Source organism: Streptomyces sp. NPDC030814 (assembly GCF_055572155.1).
Genome location: NZ_JBVIDX010000021.1, coordinates 112,579 through 139,329 on the forward strand (window position 1 = coordinate 112,579; position 26,751 = coordinate 139,329).

The window sequence follows — 26,751 nt, forward strand, 5'->3', positions numbered from 1 at the left end:
GATGTTCACCGCTGCCTCGTCCCCCTCTTGCGCAGCGAGTGCTCGGACCAGCCCGCGCCGTTCCCGGCGGGAGGGTCTGTGACGAACTCGCTGCGACCGCATGGCCACACCAGCGCGCCGCTCCCCCCGGCCCAGGCGCCGGCGGACGGAGTGCCGAGTCCGCGCTCGCTGAAGTCCTCGTCCCCCCACCCGGCCCCGAGCGGCGCCACCCCGGACACCAGACCGGCCAGACAACGCGACGCGTTCTTCGACAACGCCAAGTACCTGGCCATCGTGCTCGTCGCGATGGGCCACGCCTGGGAGCCGCTGACCGACCACAGTCGCGCCGCCGAGGCGCTGTACATGGTCGTCTACACCTTTCACATGCCGGCGTTCATCATCATCTCCGGCTATTTCTCGCGCAGTTTCGACATGCGCCCGGACCGGTTGCGGCGGCTGGTCACCGGCATCGCCGTGCCGTACGTGCTGTTCGAGGTCGCGTACTCGGTCTTCAAGTGGTACGCCGACGACGACCCGTCGCACCCGATCAGCCTGCTCGACCCCTGGTACCTCACCTGGTTCCTGATCGCGCTGTTCGTCTGGCGGCTGACGACGCCGCTGTGGAAGGTGGTGCGGTGGCCGGTGCCGCTCGCACTCGCCATCGCGGCGCTCGCCTCCGTGTCGCCGGACATCGGTGACGACCTGGATCTCCAGCGCGTCCTGCAGTTCCTGCCGTTCTTCGTGGTGGGTCTGTTCATGAAGCCGGCGCACTTCCAGTTCATGCGCCGCCGTGAGGTGCGGATCCTGTCCGTGCCGGTGATGGCGAGCGCGCTGGCGATGGCGTACTGGCTGGGCCCGGACATGAACTCGGCCTGGTTCTACCACCGGGACAGCGCCCAGGAGCTGGGTGCGCCGTGGTGGGCCGGTGTCGTGATGACCTTCGCGCTGTTCGGCTGCTCCATGGTGCTGACCACGTGCTTCTTCGCCTGGGTGCCCCGGCGGAAGATGTGGTTCACCGTGCTGGGCGCGGGCACCCTGTACGGCTACCTGCTGCACGGGTTCCTCGCGAAGGGTTCGCGCTTCTGGGACTGGTACGACCTGAACGCGTGGATCTACCAGCCGCTCGGCGAGCTCTTCGTCACCTTCTTCGCGGCCGCCGTCATCACCGTGCTGTGCACGCCGCCGGTGCAGCGGATGTTCCGGTTCGCGATGGAGCCGAAGATGGAGTGGGCCTTCAAGCGGGACGCGACCGAGCTGGCTCGGGAGCGCGGGAAGGCCGGCGCCAGGACCTAGTCCTCACTCGTCTCCTTCGTCCGTGACCTCCTCGGTCGCCGGTTCGTCCGGCAGGCCGAGGAGGTTTCGCATGTGGGCGTACTTGTGCGTCAGCCGGGCGCGGGTGAACTCGTCCAGGACGGCCAGGCGGGCCGGGTTCGCGTTGTGGGCGAGGTCGGACTGTTTGACGAGGAGGGCGCCAGGGGTGGCCAGGATGCGCGCGGCGTACGCCTCCGGGGCCTCTCCGGGGCGCTTGGTGAGGGCCAGCACGATGTTCTTCGTACGGGCGGTGAGGGGGGCCTCGGAGAGCCAGTCCTCGGTGAGTGCCTCGTCCTCGATGGCGTCGTGCAGCCAGGCCGCGGCGATCTGGTCCTCGTCGCCACCGCGGGCGGCCACGCCGTGGGCCACCGCCTGGAGGTGCTCGGCGTAGGGGCGGCCCGCTTTGTCGGTCTGGGCGGCGTGCGCGCTGCGGGCGAGGGCTTCGATGTCCGGGAGGGAGAGGGGCATGGGTGGGCTCCTGTGGTGTCGAGCGGGCTGGCTTGCTGTGGTCGGTCGCTCGGTCCCCGCACCCCTGGGGTCACCCCTGTCACTTCGGGGCCGTGGGGCCCTCTCGGCAGATGAGGAGCAGGGCCCGGTCGTCGTTCACGTCCTTGGCCACCGCCTCGATGAGATGCCAGGCGGCGCCGTGGAAGCCGCCGGGGACGTAGCGGTCGGCCTCGCCGGTGAGGCGGTCGATGCCCTCGACTATGTCGCGGTCGGAGGTCTCGACGAGGCCGTCGGTGAACAGCATGAGGACGTCGCCCGGGCGCAGCGAGCCCTTCACGGGGTCGAACTGGGCGCCGTCGTAGACGCCGAGGAGCGGACCCTCGGCGGCCTTCTCCTCCCAGCGGCCGGTGCCGGCGCTGAGCTGGAGGCCGGGCGGGTGGCCCGCGGAGAAGAGTTCGTAGTCGCCGGAGTCGAGGTCGAGGACGAGATGGATGGAGGTCGCGAAGCCCTCGTCCCAGTCCTGGCGGAGGAGGTAGCCGTTCGCCGCGGGGAGGAACGCGTGTGGTGGGAGCGATCCCAGCAGCCCGCCGAAGGCGCCGGAGAGAAGGAGCGCTCGGGAGCCGGCGTCCATGCCCTTGCCGGAGACGTCGGTGAGGACGACTTCGAGGGTGCGGCCGCCGTTCGTACGCGCCGCGACGACGAAGTCACCGGAGAACGACTGGCCGCCCGCGGGGCGCAGCGCCATCTCGCGATGCCAACCGGCGGGCAGCTGCGGCAGCTTGCTCTGCACCCGGATGCGTTCGCGGAGGTCGAAGAGCATGGTGCCGCCGCGGCGCCAGGGGACGCCGACGCGGCTGCGGAACTGGGCGATGAGCAGGCCGAAGAAACCGCAGGCGGCGACCACGAGCACGATGCCGGGCGTCACTCGGGCCGGCCCCTCGGTGTAGGGGCCGAGATTCACGGACTCGATGATGAGCGCGGTCGCGGCGGCCGCGTACAGGCCGAGCAGGCTGGCGGGACGCAGCAGAAGACCGCCCGCGACGATGGGCAGGACCAGCGCGGCGGGCGAGAACCACACCGGGTCGATCATCGTGAGCATCGCGATGAGCGGGATCATCAGCAGCAGACCCGCCAGGGCGACCCAGTCGGAGCCGTCGCCCCGGAAGTAGTCGACGGCGGATTTGCGCACGCCGGTACGGACCCGGTGAGCCAGCTTCTTCATCCGGGCCGTGAACGTATCGGCTGCCGCGCGCCGCTCTCGTCCTGCTGCCATTGTTCGGGACCTTATCCATCGGACCAGCCCCTGTGCACAGGAGGTCCTACTTGTCCCCCTTCCGAGGGCCGGTTCACGACGAATCTCACACAGATCTCACACGAGAGCCCGTCCTGCGGCCCTCGCGCGGCACCTGTGAAGGATCCCACGGCGTCCCGGCGCCGCACGGGGAAATTCACTCGCTCGTAACGAATCGCACTGCTACGCATGGCACATGACGACTGAGCTGCGGGCGTTACGCAAGGACGACTGGAATGTCTGGTACGCGAACCTTCTCCGCGCTTTCGGGGGGATGCCGGTCCCGGCCGAGGAGCGCGACCTCGACGAGTCGCTGATCGACCACGACCGTGCGCTCGGCGCCTGGGACGGCGACCAATGCGTGGGTACGGCCGCGGCGTTCGACTTCCGGATCACGGTTCCCGGCGGCGTGGTTCTCCCGGCCGCGGGCGTCACGATGGTGGGGGTCGCCGCCACGCACCGGCGGCGCGGCGTCCTGACGTCCATGATGCGGCGGCAGTTGGCGGACGTCCGCTCCTGGGGCGAGCCGCTGGCCGTGCTGGTCGCGTCGGAGCCGGCGATCTACGGCCGGTTCGGGTACGGCGTCGCCACGCACCGGCTCGGCGTCGACATCGACACCACCCGGGTACGGCTGGCCGTGCCGCCCGGCACCGATGACGTACGGCTGCGGTACGCCGACCCGGCCGAAGTCCTCGACGCCTGTGAGGCGGTGTACGCGCGCCGGGTGCCGGAGCGGCCGGGCATGCTGGTGCGGCGGCCGGGCTGGGAACAGGTGGAGGTGCTGGACACGGACCAGCGCCGGGCGGGGAGTTCGCCGTTGCAGTGCGTGGTGGCCGAGCGGGGTGACGGGGGCGAGGGGCTCGTCGGGTACGCGCGGTTCCGGATCAAACCGGGCTGGGAGCCCAAGGGGCCCGCGGGGGTCGTCCAGCTGAGCGCGCTGGAGGCGGTGGATCCCGCCGCGCACGCCGCGTTGTGGCGGTTTCTCTTCGACATCGACCTCACGTCGTCGGTCGTCGCGCACCGGCGGCCCGTGGACGAGCCGTGGCTGCACATGGTGTCGGACGTACGGCGGTGCGGGCTGCGGGTGCAGGACGATCTGCACGTACGGCTCGTGGACGTCGGCGCGGCGCTGCGGGCGCGGACCTATCAGGCCCCGGTCGACCTGGTGTTGGAGGTCGAGGACGCTTTCTGCCCCTGGAACGAGGGGCGTTGGCGGCTTGTGGGCGACGCGGAGGGGGCGAGCTGCGAGCGGACCGAGGAGGCCGCCGATCTCGCTCTGTCGGTACGGGAGTTGGCGTCGGCCTACCTGGGCGGGGTGAGCCTCGCGTCGCTGGGGGCTGCCGGGAGGGTGCGGGAGCTGCGGGAGGGGGCGCTCAAGGAGGCGTCGATGGGCTTCCTCTCGTCGACCGTGGCGCCCTGGTTGCCGCACTCGTTCTGACGCCGGGTGCCTGCGGGCCGGTCAGCGGTGCTGGCAGGTCGGGCACCAGAAGAGGTTGCGGGCGGCGAGACCGGCGGTGCGGATCTCGCCGCCACAGATGTGGCAGGGCAGATGGGCCCTGCGGTACACGTACACCTCGCCGCCGTGGTCGTCGACGCGGGGCGGGCGGCCCATTGCTTCCGGGGTGTGTTCCGGGCGGACGGTGTCGATGCGGTTGTTGCGGACGCCCTCGCGCATGAGGGCGGCCAGGTCGGCCCAGATCGCGTCCCATTCCGCCGGGGTGATGTCCTTCCCGGCGCGGTACGGGTCGATGGCGTGCCGGAACAGGACCTCCGCGCGGTAGACGTTGCCGACGCCCGCGATGATCTTCTGGTCCATGAGGAGCGCGGCGATCGTCGTACGGCTGCGGGAGACACGGGTGTAGGCGCGGGCCGGGTCGGCGTCAGGGCGGAGGGGGTCCGGACCGAGGCGGGCGTGGACGGCCTGCTTCTCGGCGTCCGTGATCAGGGCGCAGGTGGTGGGGCCGCGGAGATCCACGTACGACGTGTCGTTGCGCAGGCGGAGGCGGACGGTGTCGGTGGGCGGGGGTGCGGGGGCGGGGCCGAAGTCGACCTTCCCGAAGAGGCCGAGGTGGATGTGGACCCAGTCCTCCGCGTCGGGGGCGCCGAAGTGGAGGAAGAGGTGCTTGCCGTGCGCCTCGGCAGCGGTGAGGGGGGTGCCGGTGAGGAGGGCGGCGGCGTCGGCGAACTTTCCCTGGGGGCTGGTGACGTGGGTGTTCGTGCCGTTGCCGAAGTGGGTGAGGTAGTCCTCGGCCAGGCGATGAATCGTGTGGCCTTCCGGCACGGGGCCCTCCGGGGGCTGGGCGGGGCGCTGCATGTGGGGGGGTGGGTGACGTGCGTGCGCGGGTGCGGGTGGGTGGGGGTTTGCTCGCGCGGTTCCCCGCGTCCCTGAGAGGAACGGGCCTGCTGCGGCCCGCCCTTCAGCTGAGAAGCGCGGGGCGCAGCCCCGGCCGCTTTTCAGGGCGCGGGGAACTGCGCGAGCGACCACGACCCGCCCGCAGCCGCCGGCGAGAGGCACGGCCCCGAGTTGTCAGGCGTCCTGGAGCCTGGCTACGCCTGGGGGTGGTGCGCGGGAATCGGCGGGAGGTCGCCGGTGGTCTCGTACGCCGCCAGCATGTCGATGCGGCGGATGTGCCGCTCGTCACCGGAGAACGGCGTGTTGAGGAACGTCTCCACGAACTTGGTGGCGTCCTCCTGGGAGTGCATACGCGCCCCTACGGCCACCACGTTCGCGTTGTTGTGCTCGCGTCCCAGCGCGGCGGTCTCGACGCTCCACGCGAGCGCGGCCCGCACCCCGGCCACCTTGTTCGCGGCGATCTGCTCCCCGTTGCCGGAGCCGCCGATGACGATGCCCAGGGAGTCGGGGTCGGTGGCCGTGCGCTCCGCCGCGCGGAGGCAGAACGGCGGGTAGTCGTCCTGGGCGTCGTAGATGTGGGGACCGCAGTCGACGGCCTCGTGACCGGCGGCCTTCAGCCACTCGACGAGGTGGTTCTTGAGTTCGTATCCGGCGTGATCGGAGCCGAGGTAGACGCGCATGGTCCGAGTGTGACACGCCGGTTTCGTCGGGGCGCGACGGGGGGCGGGACCTCGAGAACCCTGAGCCGCACCACGGAACCTCAAGTAAACCTCAAGTAACGATCTGGATTCAAAGGTGCAGGATCTCTTTCACCTCCGATTCACTGGACCGATCTTTACGGAGGCTCACGCGGCGCCCCCTGCCGCCTCTCGTGTCCCGCTCTGACGAGAGTCACGGGGGGAATGCGTGGGCAGACGCACGGAAGTCCCCACAACGGCGCAAAGGAAACTCCCCCCATGACCTCCCAGCCGACTCTGCCGGGCGACACCGGCACATCAGGCTCCTCCTCTTCCCCCTCCCCCGGCCTGCACGCCGGCCTCAAGAACCGCCACCTGTCGATGATCGCGATCGGAGGTGTGATCGGGGCGGGACTCTTCGTCGGGTCGAGCTCCGGTATCGCGACCGCCGGTCCCGGCATCCTGCTGTCCTACGCCCTGGTCGGCACGATGGTCGTGCTGGTCATGCGGATGCTCGGTGAGATGTCCGCGGCGAACCCCACCTCCGGGTCGTTCTCCGCGCACGCCGACCGCGCACTGGGGCGCTGGGCCGGGTTCTCGATCGGCTGGCTGTACTGGTTCTTCTGGGTCGTCGTCCTGGCGGTGGAGGCGACCGCCGGCGCGGTGATCCTGGAGGGCTGGATCCCGGCGATACCGCAGTGGGGCTGGGCCCTGATCGTGATGGTGGTGCTGACCGCCACCAATCTGGTCTCGGTGGGCTCCTACGGCGAGTTCGAGTTCTGGTTCGCCGGCATCAAGGTCGTCGCGATCGCCGCGTTCATCGTGGTGGGCGGGCTGGCCGTGTTCGGCGTACTGCCGGGTGTGGAGGCCGAGAAGGCAGGGCTGGCGAACCTGACCGACCACGGCGGGTTCCTGCCCAACGGTCCGGGCGCCATCCTCATCGGCGTCCTGCTGGTGGTCTTCTCGTTCATGGGCAGTGAGATCGCCACGCTCGCGGCCGGGGAGACGGAGGACCCGCAGAAGGCCGTCACGAAGTCCACGAACAGCATCATCTGGCGTATCGGTGTGTTCTACCTGGGGTCGATCTTCGTCGTGGTCGCCCTGCTGCCGTGGAACGACCCCTCGATCAAGGAGAAGGGTTCCTACGTCGCCGCGCTGGACTCGCTCGGGATCGCCCACGCGGGGCAGATCATGAACTTCATCGTGTTGACGTCGGTGCTCTCCTGCCTCAACTCGGGCCTCTACACGGCCTCCCGTATGGCGTTCTCCCTGGGTGAGCGCGGGGATGCGCCGCGGTCGTTCGGGCGGACCACGTCGCGCGGTGTGCCGATGACGGCGATCCTGGCGTCGGTGGTCTTCGGCTTCGTCGCGGTGATCTTCAACTACTTCTTCCCCGAGGGCGTCTTCCTGTTCCTCGTGAACTCCTCCGGCGCGGTCGCGCTGTTCGTGTGGCTGGTGATCTGCTTCTCCCAGCTCCGGATGCGCAGGATCATCGAGCGCGAGACCCCGGAGAAGCTCGTCGTGAAGATGTGGCTGTACCCGTATCTGACGTGGGCCACCATCGGGCTGATCCTCTTCGTCCTCGCCTATATGCTCACCGACACGGAGCACGGCAACCGGGAGATCCTGCTGCTCTCGCTGCTGGTCGCGGCCGCCGTCGTCGGTATCTCCCTGATCAAGGAGAAGATCAGCGGGCCGAAGGCGGCCGCCCCTGCCGAGATCACCGACAAGGTGGGCTGAGGAGCCTGGTCCGTAGGCAGTCGGGCAGTCGGGCAGTCGGGCAGTCGGGCAGTGCCTACTTGGCAGGTGGTAGTGGGTCGAGAAGGGCTTCACAGCGGTGTGAAGCTCTTCTCGACTTTTTTGTACACAGGCAGGGCCCGGTCCTCGATGTCCGGGTGGTACCAGGTGGTGAGCTGGTAGGACTTGCCGCCGATGTTGAAGCCCAGGGAGCGGACGTGCCAGGGGAGTTCCTGGGCGGTGACGGTGTATTCCCAGATGACGGCAGGCCTGCCGCGGAACTCGGTCTCCTCCAGGCGGATCCGCTGGTAGCCGGGGCCCCTGCTGGTGCTCTTCTCCTTCTTCTCCCACTGGTCCAGCAGGTCGCCGCGAGCGAGGGAGGCCTTGCCGACGATCTCCTGCCGGGCGTCCGGCGAGGTGTAGTGGACCTCGGCACCGGCGTGCACCTCGCGGGAGAAGCCGTCGGGCGGGACCCAGGCGAAGACCCCGGCCTCGGTTCGGGCTCCCGGCGGGAGGGTCGGCGGACGTGACGTGCCGGCGACGGTGGGGGACGGACTCGACGATGTCGAGGGGGACGCCTTCTTCTTGTCGTCGGACGACGCGTCGAGCGTCGGCACGAGCACGGCCGCGAGGATTCCGGCCACGGCCACCCCGGCCGCAGCGATCAGCACCGTACGGCGCCTGCTCCGCCGGGGTTCGGCAGGCCTGGTGGGCGTCGGCGGGCCGAGCAGGTCGGCCGCGGGTGCGGGCCGAGGCCGGGTGGGGAGTTCGGGAGTTGCCGGGGGCGGTGGGTCGGATGAGGCTTCGCGTCCGGGATCCGCCTCCGGCGGGGTCTTGAGGGCGTTCCGCAACGTCGGCGTCGGCTGCTCGGAGGCCGGCGGCACGACGAGTGTGGGTTCGCGCGGGGGCTCCGAGGGGGCCGCCGGGGCCCCCACCACGGCCCCCGCCACCGCCTCCCGGCCGTCGGAGCCCGGCCCCGTGGCATGGGCGGCCTCCTCTGTACTTCCCGGAGGTTCCGGGACGACCGTCCCCACGACCGGCGGCTGTGGACCGGCCCTCCCGGCGACCCGGGGATCGGCGGCGTCCGGTGCAACCACCCGGGGATCGGCGCCATGTGTCCCGGCGACCCGGGCATCGGCCCCGTGCGGTGCGACAGCTCTCGGATCAGCGCCGTGCGGTGCGACGGCCCGGGGCTGCGGGGCAGCCCTCCGCTCGGCCGGCGGATCCAGGTCGACCGTTCCCTCGGCCGGGGCGGGCGGGGGTGTCGCGAGGGTGCGGAGAGCCACCGTCAGTTCGGGCAGGCCGGGGCGTACGTCCGGTTCCTTCTCCAGGAGGGCGGCCAGGACCTCGCGCAAGTCGCCCGCGGTCGCCGGGAGTTCCGGCTCCTCGTAGAGGACGGCGTGCAGAGTGGCGAGGGTGGTGCTGCGGGAGAAGGGGGAGCGGCCGCCGAGGGCGGCGCAGAGGGTGGCGCCCAGGGACCAGAGGTCGGAGGGCGGGCCCTGGGGGCGGCCGGAGACCCGCTCGGGGGCCATGTAGTCGGGGGAGCCGACGAGCATGCCGGCCATGGTCAGGGCTTCCGCGTCCTGGATGGCGGCGATACCGAAGTCGGTGAGGACGACGCGGCGGCCGCCGGTGCGCCGGACGAGGACGTTGGCCGGTTTGATGTCGCGGTGCAGTACGCCCTGGGCGTGCACCTGGCCCAGAGCGTCGACGAGTTCGAGACCGATGCGGGCCGTCTCGGGTACGTCGAGGGGGCCGTCCTCGGTCACGAGACGTTCCAGGGAGCGGCCGTCGACCAGTTCCATGACGATCCAGAGCCGCTCTCCCTCGTCGACGACGTCGTAGATACGGACGACATGGGGGTGGTCGATGCGGGCCGTGGCCCTGGCTTCCCGCAGGGTTCGCTCGCGCCGGGTGCGGGTGTCCTCCGGATCGAGGCCGTCGATACGCATTTCCTTGACCGCGACCTGCCGGTCGAGTATTTCGTCGGCGGCCCGCCACACCCGCCCCATTCCGCCCTGGCCGATGCTTTCGACCAGCGTGTAACGGCCGGCCACCAAAAGCCCCGGCACGCCGCCCCTCGTTATTCCCGGCACCCCCATGCCCCCCTTCGACCGACACGTGCCCACAAACGCAACAGCCGAACCAAAAAGTCGCGCATTGGTCACACTTCTCGCCGCTCCAGCATAGTGGTGAGAAATCTTGTGGTACCTCTTCAATGGCCGTGAATTCAGGCACGGCCAGGGGGACGCAAGGGGGATGGAACATGAGTTCTCGGCGTGGGACGGCCAGGATGACCATCGCGGGATCGCTGCTCACCGCGGCGTTCTCGTCGGTGATGGTCCTCGGCTTCACGGCCTCGGCTGATGACGAGGGGGGATTGAGCGATCACGGCGGAAAAGCCATGGACGCGGCACCGGCGGGCGTGAGGCTGTCGACACTGCTGTCCAAGGAGATCAAAGTCGACAACACGTCTCAGGAAACGGAGATCACCGGGGTCGTAAAGAACGAGGGAAGCAAGGCGAGCGGGAAAATCCGCTTGCTCGTGGTCGGTTTTGACGGCCTGACGGTCAAGAATGTCGCAGGCTGCACGGAAATCACGAAGGGTGATCTGCCCGACGGGGCAAACAGTGGTTTCGCCTGCGCCATCGACGATCTCGCGGCCGGAAAGTCGAAGACTTATGCGATCGACGCCACCTACGACCTGAAGAAGAAGGGTGACATCTGCCTGCCGGTGCAGAACGCCGACGGCTCGAAGACGTTCTGGCAGCAGGGGCCGGTGCCGTTCGGTACGACGAACCTGTCACCCAACGAGCCGGCCACTCCGCTGCTCCTCGGCACCGACAACAGCCCGGTCACGCCGGGCGGCGGGGCCGGGGGCGGCAAGGACGACAAGCCCGAGCTGCCGCAGACCGGTCCCGCCGACCAGGTCCTGCCGTTCGGCATGGTCGGCGCCGCACTGATCTCGGCCGGCGCGGCGGGCCTGTGGTGGAGCCACCGGCGCGGCCGGCGGGAGGCATGACACGTCGGTGAGCACCGGCCGAGCGCCGCACCCGGCCCCCGGGTGGGCGCCACGCACGGCGGTGCCTCCGCGGTCCGGCCGCGGAGGCACCGTGTTGCGTACGGGGACGCAGAAGAGCCGAGGGAAGGAGCTGAAGGCGGCGGACCTGCTGGTGCCCCGTAACGCAGGGTCCGAGGAGGAGGTCACCGGCTTTCGGCTACGGCGTCACTTGTCGAGCAGCTTCCACGCGGTGGGCAGCGCGCCCATCGCCAGCGCGGCCTTGAGCGCGTCGCCGATCAGGAAGGGGGTGAGGCCGACCGCGACGGCGGAGGCGAGGGTGATGTCCTCGGCGGTGGCGGCGAGGTAGGGGACGCCGACGGCGTAGATGATGGCCTCGCCCACGAGCATCGTGCCGGCCATGCGCAGCACGGAACGGTCGGCGCCCCGGCGGGCGAGGGCGCCCACGGCGGCGGAGGCGAGGATCATGCCGAGGATGTAGCCGAAGGAGACACCGACGCCGGAGGTGCCGTTCGCGAACCATGGGACGCCGAGGAGCCCGGCGAGCGCGTACAGGGCGAGCGACGCCACACCGCGGCCGGCGCCGAGCGCGGTGCCCACGAGCAGCGCGGCAAAGGTCTGCCCGGTCACCGGGACCGGCGAGCCCGGCACGGGCACGGCGATCTGCGCGGCGAGCCCGGTGAGGGCGGCGCCGCCGGCCACCAGCGCGATGTCCCGTACACGGGAGGCGGGGAGCAGGTCGGCGAGGACCTGACCGGTGCGGGCGGGGGCGACGGCCGTACTCATGGGGACTCCGCGAAGGTAGAGGATGAGGAAGGGTGTAAGTGGCATCGAACACGGTGACGCTATCCCAGCGGTCATGAACAGGACACCGTCAGCCGTCGACAAAGGCGAGAACGGCCGCTTGGTGGGCTTTTCACAATGACCTTGGGTTACACCGGGCAGGGCGTGACGCCGGTCACTGAGGTGGAGTGGCATTGGCCACGCCGGCCTGGTCGGAGGGATCTGTAGGGTTTCACCAATCGGGTTGTGGGGCTGGACAGCTACTGTCTCACCCGTCGGTCGCCGTCCGGGCAGCGGTGGGTCGCTGTGCCGGCCGAGCACATGGCTGCCCGGGCCGGTACTTCTCGTCGCGTCGCTGCGTCGTCCTGCGAACGTGCGGGCACGGCCACCTGTCGCCGCCCCGGGTGAGGCGGCTCCGGCGCGCCTTGCCTCACAACGGCGCGGTGTCGGACCCGCACCCGAGGATGATCGCGACGCCCCGTACCGCGGCAGCACCCACTCTTTCCCCTTCCGTTCCCCGTCTCCCCCCAGTTCCCTCCCGTTCCCTCCCGTTTTTCTCCCTCGCGGCAAGGAGAGCCACTCGATCGAGGAGAACGCGACGTACTGCACCCCGGTGACCGTCTCCGTAGCCGCCTGGACACCCTGCGTACCGGACGCGTCCGGATAGCGGACGGCGCCTTCTGTCCGCGACAGGTCTGTCCAGACTGTGGACGTTTTTGCCCTCTCACGCATTGGACGAGCCGCGCCCATGCCCAGCAGCACCGTCAAGGCTCCACAAGAGCAGGACGCCTCCCTCTCTCACGGCCTCAAACAGCGCCATCTGTCGATGATCGCCCTCGGCGGGGTGATCGGCGCGGGACTCTTCGTCGGCTCCGGAGCGGGGATCGCCGCCGCCGGCCCGTCGATCGTCCTCGCGTACGCCCTCTCCGGGCTCCTCGTGATGCTGGTGATGCGGATGCTCGGCGAGATGTCCGCCGCGTATCCCTCGTCGGGTTCCTTCTCGGCACACGCCGAACGCGCTGTCGGCCCGTGGGCCGGCTTCACCGCCGGCTGGTCGTTCTGGGTGCTGCTGTGCACCGCCGTCGGCCTGGAGGGCATCGGCGCCGCGAAGATCGTGACCGGGTGGCTGCCCGGGACGCCCGAGTGGGCGTGGGTCGCGCTGTTCATGCTGGTGTTCCTCGGCACCAACCTGGCGGCCGTGAAGAACTTCGGCGAGTTCGAATTCTGGTTCGCCGCGCTGAAGGTCGGCGCGATCACCCTGTTCCTGGTGCTCGGCGTCCTGGCCGTCGCCGGGGTCCTCCCCGGCAGCGACACGCCGGGCCTGGCCAACCTCACCGGCGAGGGCGGCCTGCTGCCCAACGGCACGGACGGCCTCGTCGTCGGCCTGCTCGCCTCGATCTTCGCGTACGGCGGTCTGGAGACCGTGACGATCGCGGCGGCCGAATCGGAGAACCCCGTGAAGGGCGTCGCGACCGCCGTCCGCACGGCGATGTGGCGCATCGCCGTCTTCTACATCGGCTCCATGGCCGTCATCGTGACGCTGGTCCCGTGGGACTCGAAGGCGGTCGTCGAGAAGGGCCCGTACGTCGCCGCCCTCGACCACATCGGCATCCCCGGCGCCGGACAGCTGATGAACGTGGTGGTGTTCGTGGCGCTGCTGAGCGCGATGAACGCCAACATCTACGGCTCCTCGCGCATCGCGTACTCCCTCGTGGAGCGCGGGCAGGGCCCGAGGTTCCTCGGCCGGGTCGCGGGCGGTGTCCCCAGGGTGGCGGTGCTGGCCTCCAGCGTCTTCGGTTTCCTCTGCGTCGTGCTCAGCTACTGGCGGCCCGACGACGTCTTCGCCTGGCTGCTGAACATGATCGGCGCGGTGATCCTGGTCGTCTGGATCCTCATCGCCGTCTCGCAGTTGCTGCTGCGCCGCCGCATCGAACGCGAGGCCCCCGAGCGGCTCGTCGTACGCATGTGGGCCTTCCCCTGGCTGACGTGGGTGGCGCTGGCCGGGATGGCGGCGGTGTTCGTCCTCATGGCGCGGGAGCCGGATACCCGGGTGCAGCTGTACTGGTCGGGCGGGATGACGGCGGTGCTGGCGGCCGTGGGGTACGGGTGGCAGCGGGCACGGGAGAGGCGCTGATCAGGTGGCCGCGTCGGCCCGCCACCGGGTGAGCCACTCGCGGTTCTCCACGACGAAGGGGTGCTCGGGGCCGAGCACCCCTTCGCGGCGTTCGATGAGCTCCTCCAGCATCCCGATGGCCTCGGCGGTCCTGCCCAGACCGTGGGCGGCCACAGCGTTGAGGCACAGGGCCGCCAGAGCGAAGGGGTGGTCCTTCCCCTGGGCGCGGATCCGGTCGGCCAGCACCTGGGGGGCGAGCCGCCATGCCTCCTCGTACCGCTCCACCATGCACAGGGTCCATGCGTAGTTCTGCCGGGCCCGGACAGTCGTGGGGTGGGCCGGCGGCAGCGCGCGTTCGCAGGAGGCGATGAGGGCGCGCCCCTCCTCCTCGTACTGTCGCTCCTCTTCGGTGTGAGGCAGCAGTTCGATCAGGTCGGCCCATGTGTTCAGCGCTTCCAGCGAGTCCTCGCCCCGCACCCGGCGGTATCCGTCCAGGGCGCGCCGGCCGTAAGCGACGGCCTCCGAGTGCCGGTCGAGCAGGAGGAGTGGCGCCAGCAGGCCTTCGCAGCTGCGCAGGGTGTCCACGTGGTCGACGCCGAGCAGACGTTCACGTGCCTCCAGCACCTGCCGGTGCAACCCGACGGAATCCTCGTAGAGGCCCATCCGGAAGAGCGCCCTGGCTTCCCATTCCCGGGCGTCCAGGGTGACGGGGTGCTCACCCCCCAGGCGGTCCGCCACTCTCCGGGCGACAGCGGGCGCGAGATCCCGGGCACCCGCGAAGTCCCCGGCCTCGTGGACCTGTCGGACCACGCGCACGGCCAGTGCCGCTGTTCGTTCGTCCGGCGCGGCGGCCAGCAGCGCCGAGGTGTGCGGTGCCAGCGACGCCAGTCGTCCCCTGGCCTCGGGGGACTCATCGCCCAGCTCCGGCAGGCCGACCTCCAGAATGTCGGCCGCGATCCCCGCCAGCACCGGCCGCTGCCTCCCCGGCACCCCCGCCGCCACGCTGTCCAGCAGCACCCCGTGCGCCTGGACGCACCGCACCCCGTCCGTCTCGACCAGTTCGGCGAGGGAGTGGTCGAGCAGGCCCCGCAGTGCCGGCTCCAACCGGTGTGCGGTGAGCGGGGGTTCGAGGCCGTCGACGGGCACCTCGCCCCGGGCCACGGGCAGCAGCACGGTCAGCGGCACCGGGTCCGCCGCGAGGAAGGACAGCAGCCGTAGCAGTGTCGTCGACTCCGGCAGGCCTTGGGAGGCGAGGGTGTCCAGGGACAACTGCCAGGTGCGGCCGACCAGTTGGCGGGAGCGGCCGGTGCCGTAGCCGGCGGCGCCCCGGTCGACGATCGCCGTGGACTCCTCGCCGAGCTTGCGGTCGTACTCGTCCATGGACCACGACTCCAGCAGTTGGTGGGCCAGATGGGAACCCGCGAGGGTGAGGGCGAGCGGCAGGCGGCCCAGCCGCTCGGCGACCCTGCGGGCCGAGGCCAGGTCGCCCGCGTCCGGCGCGAGGTCGCACAGGATCCGCGCCGCGTCGTCCAGCGGCAGGACGCCCAGCGCGTGCCGGGTCACCCCCGGTCCGCGCCACAACGGGGCGGTGGCGTGGCGGGTGGTCACCAGGACCGTGCCCCGCCCGCTGCCGCGCAGCCAGGCGCCGTCCTCCAGGACGGCGGGGTCGTCGGCGTTGTCGAGGACGAGGAGCCAGGGGTCGGCGGAGTGGTCGAGGTGGTGCCAGACGAGGTCGGCGGCGGCCCGCTGGCCCGCGGCCGCGGCGGCGAGTTCGCCGGCGGTGGCGCCCCGGTCGCCGGCGACGGCCAGCATCCCGGCGCGCAGGGACATCCGTTCGGAGGCGTTGACCCAGAAGCCGACGCGGTGGTGGGCGCGTACGGCCTCGGTGAAGAGCCAGTGCGCCAGCGCGGTCTTGCCGCAGCCGCCCATGCCGTGCACGACGTGGATCCCGCCGCCGGGTCCGGTGACGGCCGCCGTGAGGGTCTGCCGCAGTTCCTCCCGGTCGCGCAGGATGCCGGGAGGCCGGCCGACGAGGGGGACGCGGACGGAGTCGGGGGCGGCCGGGAGCGTGGTGGCGGACTGCGGCTCGCCGGTGAAGAGGGGGCCGCCGGCTCCGGCGTCGTAGTGGTGGTGGTGCTCCTGGATGTACTGGTCGCCGCTGGTCTGGAAGACACGGCCCTGTCCCGACGCGCGGGCGCCGAGGTCGCTCACCGGTCGGCGCGTTCGGTGATGTGCTGGTCGCGGCCCGCCTGGTAGATCCGGCCGTTGCCGGAGGCCTCCGCGCGAAGCCGGATGTCGCCGGCGGGCCGCTCCTCGGGGAGGGCGGGGCTCAGCTCGGCGAGGATGCGGCGCAGTTCGTCCGCGACCTCGGGGCGGGCGACCAGCAGACGGCGGACCCGTGCCTGCCACTCGGCGGTCAGTTCGGCCTCGGTCTCGGTGTCGCCGGCCCGCTGGGCGAGGAGGAGGTCCTCGCGGGTGGCCTCCAGTTCGCCGCCGACGGCCTCCGCGCGCTCGGGCTGGAAGCGCCGCCACAGGGCGACCACGCCCTCCCGCGCCGACTCCCAGGTCTGGGTGGCCATCAGCGCCACCATCGTCGTACCGGCCGTCCGCGCCAGATCGGCGATCTCGGGTCCCATGCCTCCCCCAATCCCCCGTCTACGAGGACCGATGGTAAATCGGCCCCGCCGCTCCCACACTCCCCCCTTTCGCGCGCCCCGTCACCCCTTCCCGGCGCCTCGTCACCCTCCACCAGCACTCTTGCTGCTAACGTGCATTTGCAAGGAACTTGCAATAAGGGGTCGGAGGGGACCTGTCATGCCCGTCTACACGCTCCCTGAACTGCCGTACGACTACGCGGCGCTCGCGCCCGTGATCAGCCCGGAGATCATCGAGCTGCACCACGACAAGCACCACGCGGCGTATGTGAAGGGGGCCAACGACACGCTGGAGCAGTTGGCCGAGGCGCGGGACAAGGAGTCGTGGGCGGCGGTCAACGGTCTGGAGAAGAACCTGGCCTTCCACCTCTCCGGCCACATCCTGCACTCCGTCTACTGGCAGAACATGACGGGCGACGGCGGCGGCGAGCCGCTCGCCGCGGACGGGGTGGGCGAGTTGGCGGACGCGATCACCGAGTCGTTCGGGTCGTTCGCCGCCTTCAAGGCACAGTTGTCGAAGGCGGCGGCGACGACGCAGGGTTCCGGCTGGGGTGTCCTCGCGTACGAGCCGCTGAGCGGACGGCTGATCGTCGAGCAGGTCTACGACCACCAGGGCAACGTCGGGCAGGGCTCGACGCCGATCCTCGTCTTCGACGCCTGGGAGCACGCCTTCTACCTGCAGTACCGGAACCAGAAGGTGGACTTCGTCGAGGCGATGTGGCGGGTCGTCGACTGGCAGGACGTGGCCCGGCGGCTCGCGGCGGCGAAGTCCCGCACGGACGTGCTGCTGCTGACCCCCTGAGACAGGCTTCCCGGTCTCCTGCTCGTGATCGTCTTCTCATCGTTCACCGGGCAGGCGGATGAGGGGAGGGCCCCCCGCGAGGACGTGACTCGCGGGGGCCCTCCTGTTCGGGGGGTCTTTCGGCGCAAGGTCTTCCGTTACGGGCGGTTTCAACGCAATTCTTGGGGGATGCCCACGCTGAGACGACTGACCTGCCAGACGTGCCGCTCCGAGGAGCCGCACGAGCCGTTGACCCCGAAGGAGCGCGAGTGGCTCCAGGGACAGCTCGGCAACCGGGTCCCGGACAACTACTACAAGTGCGTCAACAACCGTCCTGACGGCAAGACCTGCCTCAACCTCCGCACCGCCGGCAACGAGAAGCACTTCAGGCTGACCAAGCGCCTGCCCGACGAGCTGGAGTGAGCCGCAGTCGGGGCGCGTTGCCAGACCCCGCTGTCACTCTTCGGCCCATGGACGTGAACGAGTTCTGGAGCATCGCCGACGAGGCGCCGGCGCAGCCGCGGCCCCTGAGGAGCCGGACGGCGCCGAAGCTGTCGCCGAGCGGCCGCCGCGCTGCCGGCGGCCCGGCCGGCCACCGCGATCGTGGCCGCCCAGCAGATCCTGTGGGACCTGCTGGGCGCGTCGTACCGCGCTCCCTTGTGGGCCGCGGCATACACGATCAACGGAGGCTGCTCGGACGACGGCTTCGACTGCTTCCGGGGTCGGCTCGTGATCCAGGGCCGCGCCGTCTTCGGGCGTGCCGTCGCCGACCCCGACTCCCTCGCCGAGCTGCCCGTCATCCAGCGGGCGTCCGAGGACTTCACCGAGGTCGAGTGCGAGAGCACGCTCGGGATCGCCGGGGACGCCCATCGCGAGGCCACCGGTCAGGAGCTGCCCCCGGACTGCTTCCGCATCCGCCACCCGGAGCTGGACCAGTCCTGGGACGTCGACTTCGACGACTGGGCGCAGACGGAGCGCCGACTGCCCCGTCTGGCCGCCCTGTACGCGAAACACCGGCCGGCTTGAGCACCGCCCGGCACCGGCCGCGGTGAGCGCCCCGAGGCGGCCCCTCGGCCGACGGGCCGCCTCGGCCACCGGGCCCGCGGACCCGTCAGACCAGGTTGCTGAAGTCGGGGCCCTTGGTGCGGGTGCGCTTGATCTCGTAGAAGCCCGGGACGGAGGCGACGAGAAGGGTGCCGTCCCAGAGCCTGGCGGCCTCCTCGCCCTGCGGGGCGGGGGTGACGACCGGGCCGAAGAACGCGATCTGCTCGCCGTCGGCGCCGGGGACCGCGATGACGGGCGTGCCGACGTCCTGGCCGACCTTGTCGATGCCCTCCTTGTGGGAGGCGCGCAGCTGCGGCTCGTACGGGGTGGAGTCCCAGTGGTCCATCAGGGAGTCGGGCAGCCCGACCTCCTTCAGTGCCGCGGCGACGACCTCCTTGCCGGCGCCCTCGCCCTGGTTGTGGGCGCGCGTGCCGATCGCCGTGTAGAGGTCGCCGAGCACCTCGGCGCCGTGCTCCTCCTGGGCGGCTATGACCACCCGGACCGGGCCCCAGGCCTTTGTCTCCAGCAGTTCGCGGTATTCCTCGGGGAGTTCGTCCAGCTTGTTCTCGTTGAGGACCGCGAGGCTCATCAGATGCCAGCGGACCTCGATGTCCCGGACCTTCTCCACCTCCAGAACCCACCGCGAGGTCATCCACGCCCAGGGGCACAGGGGGTCGAACCAGAAGTCGACGGGGGTCTTGCCTGAGGTCTGCTCGGACATGGTTCTCCTCGGGGAGAGCAAGAGTGCGATGGTCGGTTTACAGCGCAACAACCCGCAACACCGGCGACCGCTCGCCTCATTCCCGACTGCCCGGGGTCAGGAGCACATGGCAGGATCGGCCCTGTCCGCATACTGAACACCACCCCTGAGGGAGTGCCGCCCGTGCCCGGTGAGAATCTGTCCCGCGACGAGGCCCAGGAGCGGGCCGCGCTGCTGTCCGTCGACGGCTACGAGGTCTCCCTCGACCTGCGGTCCGCCGTCGGCGAACGCGGGGAGGCGCCGCGGACCTTCCGCTCGGTGACGACCGTCCGCTTCCGGTGCGCCGACCCGGGCGCCACCAGCTTCGCCGACCTGATCGCGCCGAGTGTGACGTCGGTCTCCCTCAACGGCAAGGACCTCGACCCGAGCGAGGTCTTCGACGGCTCCCGGATCGTCCTGGAGGACCTGGCCGCCGAGAACGAGCTGGTGGTCGACGCCCAGTGCGCCTACTCCCGCACCGGCGAGGGCATGCACCGCTTCATCGACCCCGAGGACGGCGAGGTCTACCTCTACACGCAGTACGAGCCCGCCGACTGCCGCCGCGTCTTCGCCAACTTCGAGCAGCCGGACCTCAAGGCCCCCTTCCGCTTCGAGGTGCGGGCGCCCGAGGACTGGGTGGTGTGGAGCAACGGGGTCGGCGAGCGGACCGACGGGGTGTGGCGCTTCGCGGAGACCAAGCCGATCTCGACGTACATCACCGCCGTCGTCGCCGGCCCGTACCACTACGTCACCGACTCCTACGAGCGGGTCCTCGCGGACGGTACGCGGCTGGAGATCCCGCTCGGCGCGATGTGCCGCAAGGGGCTCGCTCCCTACTTCGACTCCGATGACGTCTTCGAGATCACCAAGCAGGGCCTGGACTTCTTCCACGACCACTTCGACTACCCGTACCCGTTCGGGAAGTACGACCAGGCGTTCGTCCCCGAGTACAACCTCGGCGCGATGGAGAACCCGGGGCTCGTCACCTTCCGCGAGGAGTTCATCTTCCGTGGCAAGGTCACCCAGGCGTCGTACGAGCGGCGGGCCAACGTCATCCTGCACGAGATGGCGCACATGTGGTTCGGGGACCTCGTGACCATGGTGTGGTGGGACGACCTGTGGCTGAAGGAGTCCTTCGCGGACTTCATGGGCTCCTTCTCGATGGTCGAGGCGACCCGCTTCACGAGCGGCTGGATCACCTTCGCCAACAACCGCAAGTCCTGGGCGTACCGCGCCGACCAGCTGCCCTCCACCCACCCGATCACGGCCGACATCCGGGACCTGGAGGACGCCAAGCTCAACTTCGACGGCATCACCTACGCCAAGGGCGCGTCCGTCCTGAAGCAGCTGGTGGCGTACGTGGGCCGAGAGGCGTTCCTGGAGGGCGCCCGGCGCTACTTCAAGCGGAACGCGTACGGCAACACGCGCCTCGGTGACCTGCTGTCGGTCCTGGAGGAGACCAGCGGGCGGAACATGGCGGCCTGGTCGCGGGCCTGGCTGGAGACGGCCGGCGTGAACTCCCTCACCCCGCAGGTGCTGCTCGACGCCGAGGGCCGGATCGACGAGCTGGCGGTGGTGCAGGAGGCCGCCGAGTCCCACCCCGAGCTGCGGCCGCACCGGGTGGCGATCGGACTCTACCGGCGCGGTGACGGCGGCGCGCTGGAGCGGTACGCGCGGGCCGAGGCGGACGTCGACGGGGCGCGTACGGTCGTGGCCGAGCTGGCCGGGGCCGAGGCGCCGGAGCTGGTGCTGGTCAACGACGACGACCTGACGTACTGCAAGATCCGGTTCGACGCCGGGTCGCTGGACACGCTGCGGGCCGGGCTCGGGGACGTCTCCGACCCGCTGGCGCGGGCGCTGTGCTGGTCGGCGCTGTGGAACCTGACCCGGGACGCGCTGCTCCCGGCGCGGGACTTCGTCGACCTGGTGCTGCGGTTCGCGGGCCGGGAGTCCGACATCGGTGTGCTGCAGATGCTGCACGCCTGGGCGAACTCGGCGCTCACCTTCTACGCCGCGCCGCAGTGGCGGGAGACCGGCGGCCGGCTGCTGGCGGAGGGCGCCCTGCGGGAGCTGCGCGCCGCCGAGCCGGGGAGCCAGCACCAGCTGACGTGGGCGCGGTTCTTCGCGTCGGTGGCGTCGAGCGAGCCCGACCTCGGGGTGCTCCAGGGGCTGCTCGCCGGCACCGAGAAGGTCGACGGGCTGGAAGTCGACCAGGAACTGCGGTGGGCGTTCCTGGAGCCGCTGGCGACCTACGGGGTGGCCGGCGAGGGGATCCTCGCGGCGGAACTGGCCCGGGACGACACGGCGTCCGGCAAGCGGCATCAGGTGCGGTGCCTGGCGGCCCGGCCGTCGGCCGCGGTGAAGGCGCAGGCGTGGGCGTCGGTGGTGGAGTCGGACGTGCTGTCGAACGCGCTGGCGGAGGCGACCATCGCGGGGTTCGCGCGGCCGTCCCAGCGGGAGCTGGTGGCGCCGTACGCGGAGCGGTACTTCGAGGTGATCGAGCGGGTGTGGGCCGAGCGGTCCATCCAGATCGGGATGGATGTGGTGCGGGGGCTGTTCCCGTCGCTGCAGGACTCCCCGGTGACGCTGGAGGCGACGGACGCGTGGCTGGCCTCCCACGAGGACGCCGCGCCCGCGCTGCGCCGACTGGTGGTGGAGGCCCGCGACGACCTGGCGCGGGCGCTGCGGGCACAGGAGTGCGACGCCGGGGCGGGGGCAGCGGGGTAATCACCGCCGGGCGGCTGCGGAGTTGCGCGCCCGGCGGCCACCGCTCAGCGGGGGCCCGGGTGCGCGGCTCCGGCGCTCCGGGTGCGCCGCGGCCGCCGCGGCCGCCCGCGGGTCGCCTTCCCGCACGTCCGGCCGAGCTGATCCGCGTCAACCCCGCTCCCCGGGTTCCGCGTTACGTAATTCGGGTAGTCGCCAGCCGTGACCTTCCCGATCATGGGGTGGACCAGCGACTATCGGCAGTCGAACGCACGTACTTTAGTGCAGGGTTGTCCGCATTTGTCGACAGACTTGTAACAGAGGTTCGGGGTCGCTCCCGGCGCGGGAACCTCCGGGGCATGAACCACAACACCCCGCTCTCCTCCCGCCCCCTCCGCCGGCTCGCGGACGTGCACCGCCGCGTACTGACAGCCGCGCAGTTGCGCGCGCAGGGTGTCACCCCGGCCGAGACGAACCAGCAGTGCCGGCAAGGTGGTCCCTGGCAGCAGCTCCTCCCCGGCGTCTACCTGCTGCACCCCGGTCCGCCCACCTCCGAGGAGCGGCTGCACGCCGTCCTGGCGTACGCGGCCCGCGCCCCGTTCCGTGAGCCGGTGGCCGGTGTCCCGGCGCAGCCGAACGCCGACCAGCCCCGCGCGACGCCCCGTTACCCGGACGCCGTGATCACGGGCCTCGCGGCCCTGACGCTGCACGGTTTCTCGTCCACTCCCCCGCTGCTGTCCCTGGACACCATCGACGTCCTGGTCCCGCGCCTGCGCCGGCTGCGTTCGGTCGGCTGCGCCCGCGTCATCCGCACCGCGACCGTGCCGGCCCCGCAGTACGTGACCGGTCTGCCCGTCGCCCCCGTGCCGCGCGCCCTGGCCGACGCGGTGGCGGAGGCGGCCGACGCGGACTCCGTACGCCGGCTGCTGACGGAGGCGGTGCGCGGCGGCCACACCGAGCCGACCGCGATCGTAAAGGAGTTGACGCAGGCCCGGTTGCTGAGCCGGCCCCAGGTCGCGGACGCGGTGGACTCGCTGCTCGCCGAGGGCCGGGCGATCGCGGAGGACGATCTGTACCGCATGGTCGGGGAGTTCACCCTTCCCGACCCGGTCTGGAACGTGGAGCTACGGCTTCCCGGCGGTCCCCGGCTCGGCGGACTCGACGCGTACTGGCCGGAGCAGGCCGTCGCGGTGGAGCTGGACACACGGACCCCGCGGCAGGAGGACGACGCGCTCCGGTCCGAGTACGCCCGCAAGCGCGAGACTCTGGAACGGCTCGGCATCACCGTCGTCCACATCACCCCCCACAAGCTGCGTGATTCCCTGGAGCAACAGGCGGCGGTCGTCCGTACCGCGCTGATGGCGTCGTCCGACCGCGATCCGGCCGCGTACGTGGTGGTGCTTCCCCGGTAATCCGGGAACCCGGTACGGGCGGAGCGCAGGAGGGGAGAGGAGGGGCCGCCGCACCTCGCGGCGGCCCCTCTTCAGGTCCGAGACTTCCCCTGCCCTCTCGCCTGCCCCGGGGTTCCGCCTACTTGCCGCAGAACTCCGCCTCCACGATCGCCTCGGTGTCCCCCGTCCAGTCGCTGTTGAGGTTGAAGCTGAGGGAGTGGTCGCCGTCGGGGGTGGTGACGGACTCGGAGAGGGAGCCGTGGATGCCGCCGCTGTGGCCCCACAGCTGGACGCCGCAGGAGAGCTTGCGCTCGATGAGGCCGAGGCCGTAGCTGCCGAGTCCCTCGACGGGGATCGTCGTCTTCATCGCGTCGAGCTGCTTCTTCGGCAGGAGGCGGCCGCGCAGCAGCGCCGAGTAGAAGCGGTTCAGGTCGGCGGCGTTGGAGACCAGTTCACCCGCCGCGCCGGCCACGGAGGGGTTGAGCTTCGTGACGTCGTACGTCTTGCCGTCCGCGGTCTCGGCCAGCTTGGAGTAGGCGCGGCTGTGCGGCCCCGGCAGGGTGGAGGAGGTGCCGGGGAGCTTCGTGCCGCGCAGGCCGAGGGGTTCGATGATGCGGGCGCGGACCTCGTCGCCGTACGGGTTGCCCGTGACCTTCTGGATCACCAGACCGGCGAGCAGGTAGTTGGTGTTGGAGTAGTTCCAGTCGGTGCCGGGAGCGAAGTCCGGCTTGTGCTTCATGGCGATGCCGACCAGCTGTTGCGGGGTGTAGGTGCGGTAGCGGTTCTTGAAGAAGCCCTCGGCGAGGAAGAAGTCCCGGCCGAGCTGCTCGTCGGAGGTGTAGTTGTAGATCCCGCTGGTGTGGTTGAGGAGTTGCCGGACGGTGATCCTCCGGCCGTCGTGGCCGTTGCCGCGCACCAGGCCGGGCAGCCACCTGTCCACCTTGTCGTCCAGCGACAGCCTGCCCTCGGCCTCCAGTTGCAGCAGCACCGTCGCCACGAAGGTCTTGGTGATGCTGCCGGCCCGGAAGCGGTCCTGGGCGCTGCGCGGCCCGCCGGTCCTCAGGTCGCCCAGGCCCGCCGTCGCCTTCCACACGCCGTGGGCGTCCTTCGCCTGGAGGGCGATGCCCACGACGCCGTCCTTCACGTTGGCGTCCATCGCCTCGCGGGTCGCGCCGTGGCCGCCTCTCGCGGAGGCGGGCGCGGCCGCCGCCACCGGGGCGGCGAGCGCCACCGCCGCGACCACCGCGGTCGCCGCCACCAGACCCGTACGTACTGACATCGTTCCCCCTGTGTCCGAGAAGATCGTCCGGTCACGGAGGAGGACCCCGGTGGTGTGGCCGGAGTTGACAGACACACGGGCGTTGAGCGGTTTTCAGCCCTTTCGGAGTACCAGCTCCGTGTTGCGGTCTCCGGGGGTTCCGGTGAGGCTGTCACGGCGGCCCGGCGCGTTGAACGACAGCTCGCGGTAGAGGGCCGCCAGGCCGGTCTGGCTGAGGTCCGTGAAGCGGGTGGTGTGCGGGGCGGCCGACTCGATCAGGGTCGTGAACAGGGAGATCGTGCCGTCCTTGTTGTCCACCAGCTCGATCACCCGCGCCAGCTGGGGGAAGTCGATGTGGGAGGCGGTCGAGACCTCCCAGAACGAGCCGCCGTCGGCGTACTTGTGCGGGGTGACGCGATTGCGGTGGCTGTGGCCGTTCACCCACGCGAGGACGTTGCGGTGGCGGCCCAGCAGGGCCAGCACCTCGTCGCCGCCGTGGCGGGCCTCGCCCGGCCGGGACGGGTCCTTGCGGAGGTTGCGCATGGTCGCGCTGGTGTGGTGGCTGAAGACGACGGCGTACGTGCCCTTCTTGCCGTGTTCCTTCAGCGTCCGGTCCAGCCACTTCAGTTGGGCCGTGCCCAGTGAGCCCTCGTAGTGGCCGCCGGGGTCGGTGGAGTCGAGGCTGATGCCGATGACGTCGTCGGCGATCCGGAAGACGTAGTACTGGGTGCGGGCGTCGAGGTTGGCCTGCGAGTAGCCGTGGCCGACCGGGCCGGGGCCGGTGCGGGCCGGGTCGAGGTGGGCCTTCAGGTACTCCAGGGGCGTGAAGGGTGCCCGGCCCTCGTCGGGGGTGACCGAGCGCATCTTCTTCGCCTGGGACTTGAGCACGGCCTTCCAGTCGGCCCCGCGGGGGTCGCCGCCGCTCCTCACGTTGTCCCAGAGGGCCTTGCCGACCTGTTCGTCCAGGGTCATCAGCTTCTTGCCGCCGACCGCGAAGTCCGCGAAGAAGGAGTCACCGGGGGCGTAGCAGCCGCCGGGGAGGGAGTCGTGGTTGCCGACCGTGGAGTACCAGGGGACGTTCAGGCCGGGGCTGTTGACCTCGCGGATGGCGGCCGCCAGGAAGCCGTTCAGGTGGGGGAAGCCGAGCTTCTTGTCGGCGTCGCGGAGGGTGGAGTCCGGCTGCCAGTAGAGCCCCAGGCCGCTGTTCTGGACGCCCTCGTAGCGGCGCGGGTCACCGGAGTTGGGGGTGACGCGGCCGCCGCTCATCACCTTCAGGAACCAGTCCAGTTCCGTCCTGGAGTTGTTGTCGGTGTTGTCGCCGGTCGTCATCACGAAGTGCAGCGGCGATCCTGTGACGGGGGCGCCCCGCAGCGAGTTGACCCGCTCGACGAGCGAGACCGCCCCGGCCACGGACAGGGCCTCCTGCGGACGCCAGGCGCTCGCGGTCTGGGCGCGCAGGTACTCGTAGCGCAGCGGGTGCTGCACGTCGACGATGTGCAGATCGGTGAACTGCACGAACGACGCGAGCGCCGTACGGCGCTTCTCCCGGCCGGACTTGGGCGTCGCGAGGTCGGAGCGCACGACCCGCTTCCAGGCGGGGCCGTCGCCGAGGCGGCGGTAGCCGGAGGCGTTGCGCGGCGCCGCGACCGAGGCGAGGGTGGTGCCCCGCGTGTACGGCGCGAGCGGGGCGGCCGGGGCCTCGCGGTTGGAGAGGTTCGCCAGGGGGACCTCGGTGGCGGTCCGCGCGGCGGCGGCGTGGGCGTCCGTCTCCGGCCGCAGGGCGATCCCGATGCCCGCCGAGAGGCCGACCGCGCCGGTGGCGGCGAGGAAGGCGCGGCGGTCAGGGTTGGTGGCGGCGGCAGCGACTGAGCGTATGCGCGACATGGCGCGGTCTCCCCGAGTGCGAACGCGTCGGCAGTGGTCGCGGGGCCGCTCCGCGATGGGGGCCGGAGTGGGGTTCCCGCTCGTACTGAATGCTTGGCAGCCGGGGTGACCTGGACGTTAACGAGGTGGCAACGGGTGGCGCCGATCACCGTACGTGGATCTTCGAGGGCGGTGGGTGTTCGCCGGGGGTTGCCGAAGGTAAGGGGAACCGAGGGGAAGTGGTCACTCCTCGTTCATGTGGCGGGGTAGGGCATGGGGTCGCCGCGGGGGCGTCTGCGGCTCGGTGACGGCGGGTTCGCCGTGGCCTGTCGCGGAGTTCCCGCGCCCCCTAAGGGGTCCTTTCACTATGAGCGTCCGATCAGGTCGCGTGGTCCGGTGTCGTGCATCGCAAGGCGCCGGAAGGTCCTCGTAGCGGAGCTACCAGGACCCTTGGGCAACGCGGCGAGGTGCGGTGCCGGACCACGCGACCCGGGCGGGCATGGTGAAAGGACCCCTAAGAACTCCTATCGCAATGACTTCAGGCGTCTCCAGCAGATGAGTGCGCATCCGAGGGTGAGGAAGGCTTCGTGGATGTCGTCGCGTATCTC

21 protein-coding genes are annotated in these 26,751 nt (G+C 70.9%); 10 read left to right on the plus strand and 11 right to left on the minus strand.

Annotation, left to right across the window (positions count from 1 at the left end):
* Positions 1–78 precede the first annotated feature (78 nt).
* Positions 79–1,272: an acyltransferase family protein gene (locus ACZ43N_RS32665; RefSeq protein WP_468102656.1), complete on the plus strand. Its 1,194-nt coding sequence runs from the start codon at positions 79–81 to the stop codon at positions 1,270–1,272.
* 3 nt (positions 1,273–1,275) lie between these two features.
* On the opposite strand, the gene ACZ43N_RS32670 is transcribed toward ACZ43N_RS32665, so the two are convergent.
* Positions 1,276–1,758, minus strand: coding sequence for an HD domain-containing protein (locus tag ACZ43N_RS32670; RefSeq protein WP_468102657.1), 483 nt, complete (start codon positions 1,756–1,758; stop codon positions 1,276–1,278).
* Between the two features lie 79 nt (positions 1,759–1,837).
* Positions 1,838–3,010, minus strand: a complete 1,173-nt coding sequence (locus tag ACZ43N_RS32675; protein ID WP_468102658.1) for a PP2C family protein-serine/threonine phosphatase — start codon at positions 3,008–3,010, stop codon at positions 1,838–1,840.
* Positions 3,011–3,224: 214 nt separating this feature from the next.
* Between ACZ43N_RS32675 and ACZ43N_RS32680 the strand changes: the two genes are divergently transcribed.
* Positions 3,225–4,466: a GNAT family N-acetyltransferase gene (locus tag ACZ43N_RS32680; RefSeq protein WP_468102659.1), complete on the plus strand. Its 1,242-nt coding sequence runs from the start codon at positions 3,225–3,227 to the stop codon at positions 4,464–4,466.
* A 21-nt stretch (positions 4,467–4,487) separates the two neighbouring features.
* Here the strand turns inward: ACZ43N_RS32680 and ACZ43N_RS32685 are convergent, their stop codons facing one another.
* Entirely contained in the window at positions 4,488–5,309 is an 822-nt protein-coding gene (locus tag ACZ43N_RS32685; protein WP_468102660.1) for an Fpg/Nei family DNA glycosylase, read from the minus strand.
* A 266-nt stretch (positions 5,310–5,575) separates the two neighbouring features.
* Positions 5,576–6,061 carry a ribose-5-phosphate isomerase gene (locus ACZ43N_RS32690; protein WP_468102661.1) on the minus strand — a complete coding sequence of 162 codons (486 nt, stop codon included), beginning with the start codon at positions 6,059–6,061 and terminating at the stop codon, positions 5,576–5,578.
* Between the two features lie 276 nt (positions 6,062–6,337).
* On the opposite strand from ACZ43N_RS32690, the gene ACZ43N_RS32695 reads away from it, so the two are divergent.
* Positions 6,338–7,798 carry an amino acid permease gene (locus ACZ43N_RS32695; protein ID WP_468102662.1) on the plus strand — a complete coding sequence of 487 codons (1,461 nt, stop codon included), beginning with the start codon at positions 6,338–6,340 and terminating at the stop codon, positions 7,796–7,798.
* 89 nt (positions 7,799–7,887) lie between these two features.
* Here the strand turns inward: ACZ43N_RS32695 and ACZ43N_RS32700 are convergent, their stop codons facing one another.
* Positions 7,888–9,897: a serine/threonine-protein kinase gene (locus ACZ43N_RS32700; RefSeq protein WP_468102663.1), complete on the minus strand. Its 2,010-nt coding sequence runs from the start codon at positions 9,895–9,897 to the stop codon at positions 7,888–7,890.
* 164 nt (positions 9,898–10,061) lie between these two features.
* Between ACZ43N_RS32700 and ACZ43N_RS32705 the strand changes: the two genes are divergently transcribed.
* Positions 10,062–10,817, plus strand: coding sequence for an LPXTG cell wall anchor domain-containing protein (locus ACZ43N_RS32705; protein ID WP_468102664.1), 756 nt, complete (start codon positions 10,062–10,064; stop codon positions 10,815–10,817).
* Between the two features lie 204 nt (positions 10,818–11,021).
* Here the strand turns inward: ACZ43N_RS32705 and ACZ43N_RS32710 are convergent, their stop codons facing one another.
* The gene (locus ACZ43N_RS32710; protein WP_468102665.1) at positions 11,022–11,600 is read right to left on the minus strand and encodes a biotin transporter BioY; all 579 of its coding nucleotides are present in this window, start codon (positions 11,598–11,600) and stop codon (positions 11,022–11,024) included.
* A 745-nt stretch (positions 11,601–12,345) separates the two neighbouring features.
* Between ACZ43N_RS32710 and ACZ43N_RS32715 the strand changes: the two genes are divergently transcribed.
* Positions 12,346–13,731 carry an amino acid permease gene (locus ACZ43N_RS32715; RefSeq protein WP_468102666.1) on the plus strand — a complete coding sequence of 462 codons (1,386 nt, stop codon included), beginning with the start codon at positions 12,346–12,348 and terminating at the stop codon, positions 13,729–13,731.
* Here the strand turns inward: ACZ43N_RS32715 and ACZ43N_RS32720 are convergent, their stop codons facing one another.
* Complete coding sequence (locus tag ACZ43N_RS32720; RefSeq protein ID WP_468102667.1) at positions 13,732–15,921, minus strand: tetratricopeptide repeat protein; 2,190 nt, start codon at positions 15,919–15,921, stop codon at positions 13,732–13,734.
* On the minus strand, positions 15,918–16,346 hold the full coding sequence (locus ACZ43N_RS32725; protein ID WP_468102668.1) for a hypothetical protein: 429 nt from the start codon (positions 16,344–16,346) through the stop codon (positions 15,918–15,920). Before ACZ43N_RS32725 ends, ACZ43N_RS32720 begins: the two co-directional genes overlap by 4 nt.
* A gap of 178 nt (positions 16,347–16,524) precedes the next feature.
* Between ACZ43N_RS32725 and ACZ43N_RS32730 the strand changes: the two genes are divergently transcribed.
* From ACZ43N_RS32730 to ACZ43N_RS32740, 3 genes are all read left to right on the plus strand, one after another.
* Positions 16,525–17,166, plus strand: coding sequence for a superoxide dismutase (locus tag ACZ43N_RS32730; RefSeq protein ID WP_468102669.1), 642 nt, complete (start codon positions 16,525–16,527; stop codon positions 17,164–17,166).
* 168 nt (positions 17,167–17,334) lie between these two features.
* Positions 17,335–17,568, plus strand: coding sequence for a hypothetical protein (locus ACZ43N_RS32735; RefSeq protein WP_468102670.1), 234 nt, complete (start codon positions 17,335–17,337; stop codon positions 17,566–17,568).
* A 180-nt stretch (positions 17,569–17,748) separates the two neighbouring features.
* Entirely contained in the window at positions 17,749–18,171 is a 423-nt protein-coding gene (locus ACZ43N_RS32740) for a DUF4240 domain-containing protein (RefSeq protein ID WP_468102671.1), read from the plus strand.
* Positions 18,172–18,256: 85 nt separating this feature from the next.
* Here the strand turns inward: ACZ43N_RS32740 and ACZ43N_RS32745 are convergent, their stop codons facing one another.
* Positions 18,257–18,910: a mycothiol-dependent nitroreductase Rv2466c family protein gene (locus ACZ43N_RS32745; protein ID WP_468102672.1), complete on the minus strand. Its 654-nt coding sequence runs from the start codon at positions 18,908–18,910 to the stop codon at positions 18,257–18,259.
* A gap of 162 nt (positions 18,911–19,072) precedes the next feature.
* Between ACZ43N_RS32745 and pepN the strand changes: the two genes are divergently transcribed.
* Positions 19,073–21,655 carry an aminopeptidase N gene (pepN, locus tag ACZ43N_RS32750; protein ID WP_468102673.1) on the plus strand — a complete coding sequence of 861 codons (2,583 nt, stop codon included), beginning with the start codon at positions 19,073–19,075 and terminating at the stop codon, positions 21,653–21,655.
* A gap of 335 nt (positions 21,656–21,990) precedes the next feature.
* Positions 21,991–23,043, plus strand: a complete 1,053-nt coding sequence (locus ACZ43N_RS32755; protein WP_468102674.1) for a hypothetical protein — start codon at positions 21,991–21,993, stop codon at positions 23,041–23,043.
* Between the two features lie 118 nt (positions 23,044–23,161).
* On the opposite strand, the gene ACZ43N_RS32760 is transcribed toward ACZ43N_RS32755, so the two are convergent.
* Complete coding sequence (locus tag ACZ43N_RS32760) at positions 23,162–24,301, minus strand: serine hydrolase domain-containing protein (protein ID WP_468102675.1); 1,140 nt, start codon at positions 24,299–24,301, stop codon at positions 23,162–23,164.
* A gap of 93 nt (positions 24,302–24,394) precedes the next feature.
* Entirely contained in the window at positions 24,395–26,164 is a 1,770-nt protein-coding gene (locus tag ACZ43N_RS32765) for a TIGR03767 family metallophosphoesterase (RefSeq protein WP_468102676.1), read from the minus strand.
* Between the last annotated feature and the right edge of the window lie 587 nt (positions 26,165–26,751).